Source organism: Alkalihalobacillus sp. BA299, from assembly GCF_017745675.1.
In the GTDB taxonomy this organism is placed as follows: domain Bacteria; phylum Bacillota; class Bacilli; order Bacillales; family Bacillaceae_F; genus Alkalihalobacterium.
In genome coordinates, this window is the sequence record NZ_JAFLJM010000041.1 from 1 (window position 1) to 7,826 (window position 7,826).

The following is a 7,826-nucleotide window of genomic DNA, read 5'->3' on the forward strand; positions in this document are numbered from 1 at the left end:
TGTTTGCAACCACCTTCTTAATACTTTAAATGATGGTTTCGGGTATCTTCTGAAGATTACAAAGGTAGGATTATTAAGAATAAAAAGCATAGTAAGGAAGCTACATACGAATTGTAGCTTCCTTACTATGCTTTTTAGGTGGGGCTAGTTTATAATAAATTTATAAACGACTATCGGAGGTAAGGATTATGAGCGTAAGTATAAAAGATGTGGCAAACGCTGCAGGTGTATCCATAGCATCGGTATCGCGAGTATTAAGTGGCAAACCAGGCGTTGGCGAAGCAACGGCTGAACGAATACGTCAAGTGATTGAAGAAATTGGGTATAAACCTAATTTGAGTGCTAGAGGCTTAGTTAAACGGACAACTGGAAATATTGCTGTTGTGATTCCTAGGGGTTCATTCATCCTAAATAATCCGTTTTTTTCAACTATCTTAGAAGGTATAGCAAAAGGCATTGATCAAACGGATTACAATATGGTTATATCGTTTACTTCTTTACAACAAAAAAGACTGATAGAAACTCAAGCTGTTGATGGGGTTATTCTTTTTTCACCTCGGCATGACGAACTAAGTTTGGAGTGGCTAAAAAGTATTGGATTGCCCATTGTTGTAGTGGGGAGCTACTTAGAGGAGTCACCATTTCCTTGTGTGCGTCCAGATGATGAGGATGGAATAAGGCAAGCTGTAAATGCACTTTACGATCTCGGACATCGCGATATCGGGCTCGTTAACGGTCCATTAAGCTCCATGCACAGTGTAAAATGTTTAAACGGTTATAACAATGCGATGACAGAGCTAGGATTAGATTGTTCAAATAAAAATGTCCTTGAAATTGATGAGTTTGATATCCTTAAAGTGAAAAAAGCAATGAACACATTCCTTAATAATCATGGAAAAATAACTGGGGTGGTTTGCTCCTCTGATTATTTAGCTATAGGTGTCATTAAAGCAGTTACAACAATGGAACTAACAGTACCTAGAGATTTATCTGTAGTCGGGTTGGATGATGTTCCTATGTCAGATTTCTTAACACCTTCTTTATCAACTGTTCATGTAGATCTAGTAGGTATTGGAAAAAGAGCTGCTTCGATGCTATTAAGTGTGATTGATGGAAAACAAATTAGAAAAAAAGATGTAGTATTTAATATGAAATACGTCAACCGAGAAACAACTGATGTCCCAAAGAATCACTAATTTCAATAAACTTGTTTAATGCATTTATAATTTTATAAGATAATTTGTGGATCTACCTATCTATTTTATTACTCGTTATCACCTTTGACTGAAAGAATATCGTTTTGTTTTTGATTTGAAAACTATCAAAAGATAACCAGTCTCCCATCCCGATTCCACCATCATTGACACGATGCGTTACGATGACCGTGTCTTCACAGTTCCCTAGAGAAAATACACTGACAGGCGGACAATAAAACCACCCTCTACACTCCCCCTTTAAAGTAAATGTCGCCCAGTTATGAGTTTTCATCAGTAACTATAAGGGTACAGTTTATATGAAAGGGTGGTTTTATCCTTAAAAGGTATAATGTAAACAATCAATCCTAAGCAAAATGAAGCCAGACCCGTAATATTTACTTACCACAAACTGTTGCTCAAAAAATAATTCAGTCGAAATAATGCCTATTAATAGCTTTTTTAACTAGAATATCCTCATCTTCATTTTAGGATTTTACAGATTCACTTTTCTTTAAAACAGATTGACGTTCAATAAGTTGCATCGGAAAAATTCTTTTTGTTTTCCTAAGTGTTTTTCCTTGTATAAGAGATATTAGCATATCAGACGCTTGCTTTCCCATTTCGACAAGATCTGTATGCATTGATGATAGCCCTGGATTTGAAAATTCAGCCATTTCAGTATCGCCAAAACCAACGACTGATAGTTCCTCTGGAACCGAAATACCACTCACAGAAGCTGCTTTCATTACTCCAAAAGCTAGGTTATCAGTAGCACATACAATGGCTGTAGATGAAAAGGACGGGTCGGAAAATATTTGGTTCATGGTTTCAAAACTTGCCGCCATATCGAATTCTTTTGTTTCTATGATCATTTCAGGCGATACTTGCAATCCCTCTTCATGCATTGCTGTTAAATACCCTTTTAAACACCGAGGGCTTTTCAAAGATAAGGAAGGGCCGTTTATTAAAGAAATATCTTTATGTCCATTTTTTATAAGGTGCTTTACTGCTTTATAAATACCTTCTTCATCATCTGGACGTACAAAGGGATACGCTTTAGAGACTTCTTCATCGATAAAATTTCCAACAACAATAGTTGGAATGTTAGCATTATCAAGCCATTCTTTTAATATGAAATCTCCCTCCCTTGCAGCAAGTAACAAGACTCCATCAACAGAATAGGTCTCAATTAATCTTTTTTGTTGTGAAAGAGTAAAGGATAATATTATATTGTAATCCTCTTTATCTAACACTTTCGACACGCCATGGAGTATCTGTACATAAAACGGGTTGTCTAATACAATATTACTTTGTCGCGGAGAAACAATAGCAATGTTTCCAGTTTGTTGTTTAACAAGTCCTCTTGCCCCTAAATTAGGACGATAACCCAGCTCCATTGCGATTTCCTTAATTCTTTTGGCTTTATCTTCACCCACACCTGGTTTACCACTTAATACTCGTGATACTGATGCAATGGATACACCTGCAGCATTTGCCACATCTTTTATACTTATACTCACAATACTTTTACCTCCGTAGAGTTATAGTAGTTTCTATTATTACTAGACATAAATCTTTAGAATTATGTCATAAAACCCTATTAATACCAAAGAATAGTAGAGAGAAAACTAAGAGACTTTGATGGCATTTTAATAGGGGTCCCACATATTTAAAACAAGGTACGGAAAAACAAATTACATAATTTTTTTAATAACTTCAGTCAAAGCTAAAATTGATAAAAATACAGTAAATATATAACTTATAATCATACACGTTTGTAAAAGTTTTGGTTGTTTAAATCCTTTATTGACATCTTTTCGACACAATAATAGGCACAAAAAGAAACCCGCTACTGGAGTGGCTACTGCTGTTGCTAGGTTAGCTAGATAAATTAACTGGATTGGAGACCCCCCGTAGCTAAAGCTAACAACTACTGAAATAGCCAACACGATAAAAGAACCCCAGCGTACACTTTTTTCTTCTAGTCCAGTAGGTTTATTAAAACCAGCATTTAATAATACAACTGCACGGTGAGTATTTCCTAATAACGAAGAAAATGCTGCTGCTAACAACGCAATTCCCATTGTATATTTAGCGGCATTACCCATAAATGGAACTAACATATCTGCCATTTGGGTAGGTGTTTGAATAACTGTTTGATTAGCGTTTAAGACAATAGCTCCTACAAGGACAATTGCTCCACTAACGAGTACCACACCAAGAATGTGCGCGATCGCATCAGTAAGCATCGCTCCATTAAAAAGATCTTCTTTTTTCCACTTTTTCTCTCCACTTAAATATGTTCCGTAAAGTCCTGTAGTAATTGAAGCATTAGTACTAATAAATCCTAATGCCATGACAAAGCTTCCAACTGGAAAATACCAGTTGGTGAGACCGTTAACCGCAGCACTTACGTCAGGTCCACCCGTTTTAAACAATGTCGCATAAAAAGCACAGATCAATCCTAAAATACAAATCATGGATACTTTTTCAACTTTTGAATAGACATTTTTGGAGAAATAACAATAAACCAATACACTAAGCATTATTAGTGCACCCAATTTCCAATTTATACCGAATAACAAATTCATTCCTGCACCTGTCCCCGATATATTTCCTATTGTAAAAAACACACAAGAAATAAAGGTGGCTACACCTACAACTTTTGCAGCAAACGAACCATAGAAGTGTCGAATAGCATGAATTGACGGCATACCAGTTAAAAGGGTTACTCGATAAGTTGTTAATAAAAAGGATATTCCCATAAACGCAATTGGAATTAGAATCCAAAGCAAAGAATAGCCATACTTAGATCCTAACATTGCAGCTGTGGTAATGGCGCCAGGACCTATTACTACACCAGTTAAAATAATTCCAGGACCGATACGCTTGATTAACTCTTTAAAAGGGAGCCTTCCTACCTCAACTTCATTAGATTCAGATATCTCTTTTGTAGCAACACTACTTTGACTCATAGTCATCCCCACTCCTTCGTTTACTTAAGTCGCTTCAACATTTCACTTTAATTTCCCATTATTAAATTCCACTTATATGTTAATAAATTTTGGTAAACGTTTACGTAAATCAATGGTATAATGTAAGCGCTTATATGTCAATATATTTATTATTTTTAGAAATTTAGGTACATTTAGTAGATATTATAAACTTTTCTTAATAAATTTGTAGAAAAACATTGGAAAAAGTTTGATTTTTAAGTTTCTTCTAAGTAAACGTTTCCTTAATTTAGTAGCAGAAACAATATTTACTATTAATTTAGTTAAACTGGTATCCAAGTGTTTTGAGTGCTACGAGATAATAAGAAGGCCGTTATGTTTTCTTTAAAAAACATAACGGCCTTTAAGTTCAAAAGCTGGATTACAATATAGCGAGTTGATTAAATTTCAGTTTTAAGCCCCTCTTTTGAAAACCGGGATTTGAGAAGATTTCTTTAAAATAAAATTTTGGATTAAAAACGCGAGCATTATCCCAATTACAGCTAATAGATCACTAGTCCATCCACTATCTAAAAATAGAAGTGATGAACATATTAGTATTATTCTTGGTATTAAACCCCATGATTTTATTAAATGCCCTTCTAATCCTGCGACTATACAACCTACTCCGATTATTGCAGTAAATACAGCTAAAATAACCTGGGATGGAGAGCCTTGCAACAGTAAACTTGGTGAAAATACAAACATAAACGGAATTATATAAGCTATTAAACCTAATCTAAAGGATGTAAATCCAGTTTTATTTGGATTCGCCTTCGCGATAGCCGCGGCAGCATAAGCTGTAATTGCAACTGGTGGTGTCAAAGCTGCTAAACTTGAAAAGAAAAATAGAAACATATGAGCTGCAATAGGAGAAACACCCAAATCTACTAGTGGCGGAACCACGATAGCAACTAAAATAATATATACTGCTGTAGGAGGCATACCAAATCCCAAAATAATAGTAATTATCATCGTTAGCACTAACGCGAGGATAATATTGTCTTGTGAAAGATCGACTAAGGCAAATGATAATTTCGCACCTAGCCCCGTTATTGAAATAACCCCTACGATTATCCCTGCACTTGCGCAGGCAGCTGCAATTGATATTACACCTTTAGAACCGTTCTCTAATGAAGATAGTATAGATTTAAAATTCGGTTTTGTATTAGTTTTATAAAAAGCAATCGCAATAGATAAAACTATTGACCAAAATGCTGTTTTCATAGGACTCCATCCAAATGCAATCATCACAATTAAGAAGATTAAAGGGATAGCTAAATGGCCTCGCTTTTTCATAACTTCTTTAACACTTGGCAATTTATGTTTTTCCTCACCAAGTAATTTTTGCTTAACTGCAATTGAATCAATACTTAGTAAAAGAGCTAGATAAAACAATGTCGCTGGTATTATGGCTGCTATAACAATATCTATATAAGGAACACCAAGATATTCTGCCATGATGAATGCACCAGCACCCATTATTGGCGGAGTAATCATACCACCAGTAGATGCAACTGCCTCTATTGCCCCAGCTTGTGTAGGTTTAAACCCAACTTTTTTCATTAATGGAATTGTAAAGGTACCAGTTGTAGCAACATTTGCAACAGGAGCACCAGAAATCATTCCCATTAATCCACTTGATATTACAGCAGTTTTCGCAGGGCCACCCCTAAATCTACCGGTTAGTGCATAAGATATATCAATGAACCATTGTCCTCCTCCAAACTTATCTAAAAATGCACCGAACAATACGAAAACAATAATGAAAGTTGCTGATATACCTAATGGAATACCGTAAATACCTTCTGTAGTTAAGTATAAAAAGTTAGTTAAACGTTCAAGCGAAATACCTCTATGAGATAACATCCCAGGAAAATATGATCCATACAAGGCGTAGATAATAAAAAACAAAGTAACACCAGCTAGTAAGTTGCCAGCTTTTCTACGAGTGGCTTCTAAAATTACAACAATCATAATAATCCCCATTAATACATCCCAAAAAGAGCTTCCACCTAGCATTAATACTCGATCTTCCCAGACTGCAAGGAGATATATACCGCTTACTATTGCCCCTAAAAGAAATAGAAAGTTGAATGCATTTCCTAATACTTTAAAAGTTGAATTGCTGTTTTTTTTAGGTTTATATAGTAAAAATAAGCTAACAGATAGAAATAACCAGTGTAATCCTCTTTGGTCAGTAGCAGAGAAAAGCCCAAATCCAGCTGTGTAAAGTGCAAAAATGGCGTTCATTATCAGTACTATAGTCCCTAAACGCTGCAATACACCCTTTTTATTTTCCATTTTTATTCTATTACTCCCTGTTCCTCAAAATATCTTTTTGCTCCTGGATGAAGTGGTATAGGTGCTTTTTTAGCTTGCAATTCTAAAGAAAGTTCCTTTGCAGCAGGATGAGATGCTTGTACTTGTTGTATATTTTCAAAAATAGATTTAGTAAGATTATAAACAAACTCTTCATCTAAATCCTTTCTTACAATCATCATATTAGTTAAATAAACCGTATTCGTAGCATTTTTTGTTGCATACATATCTTGAGATAACTCTATTTGATCTAAATAGCTATACTTTTCAAGTAGAACTTCTAACTTATCTGGTTCAATTGAGATTAGTTTAAACTCATTTTTCGAAGCTTCAAGTTCTTTTATTGCTGGAGCTGGAGCCGCGGACTGCACAATTACAGCATCAACATTATTATCAGAAAGCATAGTAATCCCTTCATTATATGCAACATAAGTAGGATCCAAATCATCAACGCCCAGGTCATACACACTTAATATATCAGTGATAACATTAATTGCTCCGCCACCAGAAGGACCTAAAACAACCTTTTTCCCCTTTAAATCAGCGACTGAGTTAATTCCTGAAGATTCCATAACAACTAATTGAAAAATACCTTTTGAAAGCCCATTAAATAAAGTAGCAATATTATCATTCTGTTGCTTATAAGGTTCAGTTCCATTTAAACCAGCAACCGCCATAGGACTTTGGGTAACTGCAATGTCAACTTCTGCATTTTGTACTAGTCCTATATTTTCTAACGCTCCACCAGTTACTTGAGCTGTTGCGCTAGCCCCTAATTGATCCTCTGCAATTTTAGCAATTGAAATTCCAATTGGGTAATAGGCACCTCCCGTACCAGCAGTACCTATAGTAAGAAATTGTGATCCTCCTGAATTAGGTGTTTCCGATGGATTAGAGCTTGATTGCTCAGCATTACTTCCATTACCAGAGCTACATGCAATTAATGAAAGCGCTAACAAAACAAATAGAAAAAAAGAGACAGGTTTTTTCAATTTAATTCCTCCTTATTATTTCTTACTCTCTATAAAGTGTAAGATGGGATTCTATAAACGTTTTGGAAAATAACTAATTCACCATTATAATTACAAGGTTTAACTAATAACAAAACTAACTACAATTTTGCCTCATCTTTAATTAAACCTATGTATTTGTAGGTAATGAACGAATTTCCTAATTCCTCTTTATTTTGTTTCTTCTGATAAAGAGGAATTAGGACAGCTAATATAAGGAGTGGCTAATTAATCCTCGTTGATACATTGCAAGAAATGGAAGAAGGCTTATCCAGTTCATGATTTTTCAACACTTTATACCTCAC

5 protein-coding genes are annotated in these 7,826 nt (G+C 35.0%); 1 reads left to right on the forward strand and 4 read right to left on the reverse strand.

Translation table 11 applies throughout. From position 1 onward, the window contains the following. The first annotated feature begins 188 nt into the window (after positions 1-188). Positions 189-1,196 carry a LacI family DNA-binding transcriptional regulator gene (locus J0N78_RS25175; protein ID WP_209125830.1) on the forward strand — a complete coding sequence of 336 codons (1,008 nt, stop codon included), beginning with the start codon at positions 189-191 and terminating at the stop codon, positions 1,194-1,196. 485 nt (positions 1,197-1,681) lie between these two features. Here J0N78_RS25175 and J0N78_RS25180 read toward each other — a convergent pair whose 3' ends face one another. The 4 genes from J0N78_RS25180 to J0N78_RS25195 all read right to left on the reverse strand — a co-directional run bounded on the left by J0N78_RS25180 (position 1,682) and on the right by J0N78_RS25195 (position 7,503). Continuing rightward, positions 1,682-2,716: a LacI family DNA-binding transcriptional regulator gene (locus J0N78_RS25180; RefSeq protein ID WP_209125831.1), complete on the reverse strand. Its 1,035-nt coding sequence runs from the start codon at positions 2,714-2,716 to the stop codon at positions 1,682-1,684. Between the two features lie 174 nt (positions 2,717-2,890). Then, entirely contained in the window at positions 2,891-4,171 is a 1,281-nt protein-coding gene (locus tag J0N78_RS25185) for an Nramp family divalent metal transporter (protein WP_209125832.1), read from the reverse strand. A 432-nt stretch (positions 4,172-4,603) separates the two neighbouring features. Continuing rightward, positions 4,604-6,493 carry a TRAP transporter permease gene (locus tag J0N78_RS25190; RefSeq protein ID WP_209125833.1) on the reverse strand — a complete coding sequence of 630 codons (1,890 nt, stop codon included), beginning with the start codon at positions 6,491-6,493 and terminating at the stop codon, positions 4,604-4,606. 2 nt (positions 6,494-6,495) lie between these two features. Continuing rightward, positions 6,496-7,503 carry a TAXI family TRAP transporter solute-binding subunit gene (locus J0N78_RS25195; RefSeq protein WP_209125834.1) on the reverse strand — a complete coding sequence of 336 codons (1,008 nt, stop codon included), beginning with the start codon at positions 7,501-7,503 and terminating at the stop codon, positions 6,496-6,498. Positions 7,504-7,826: the final 323 nt, after the last annotated feature.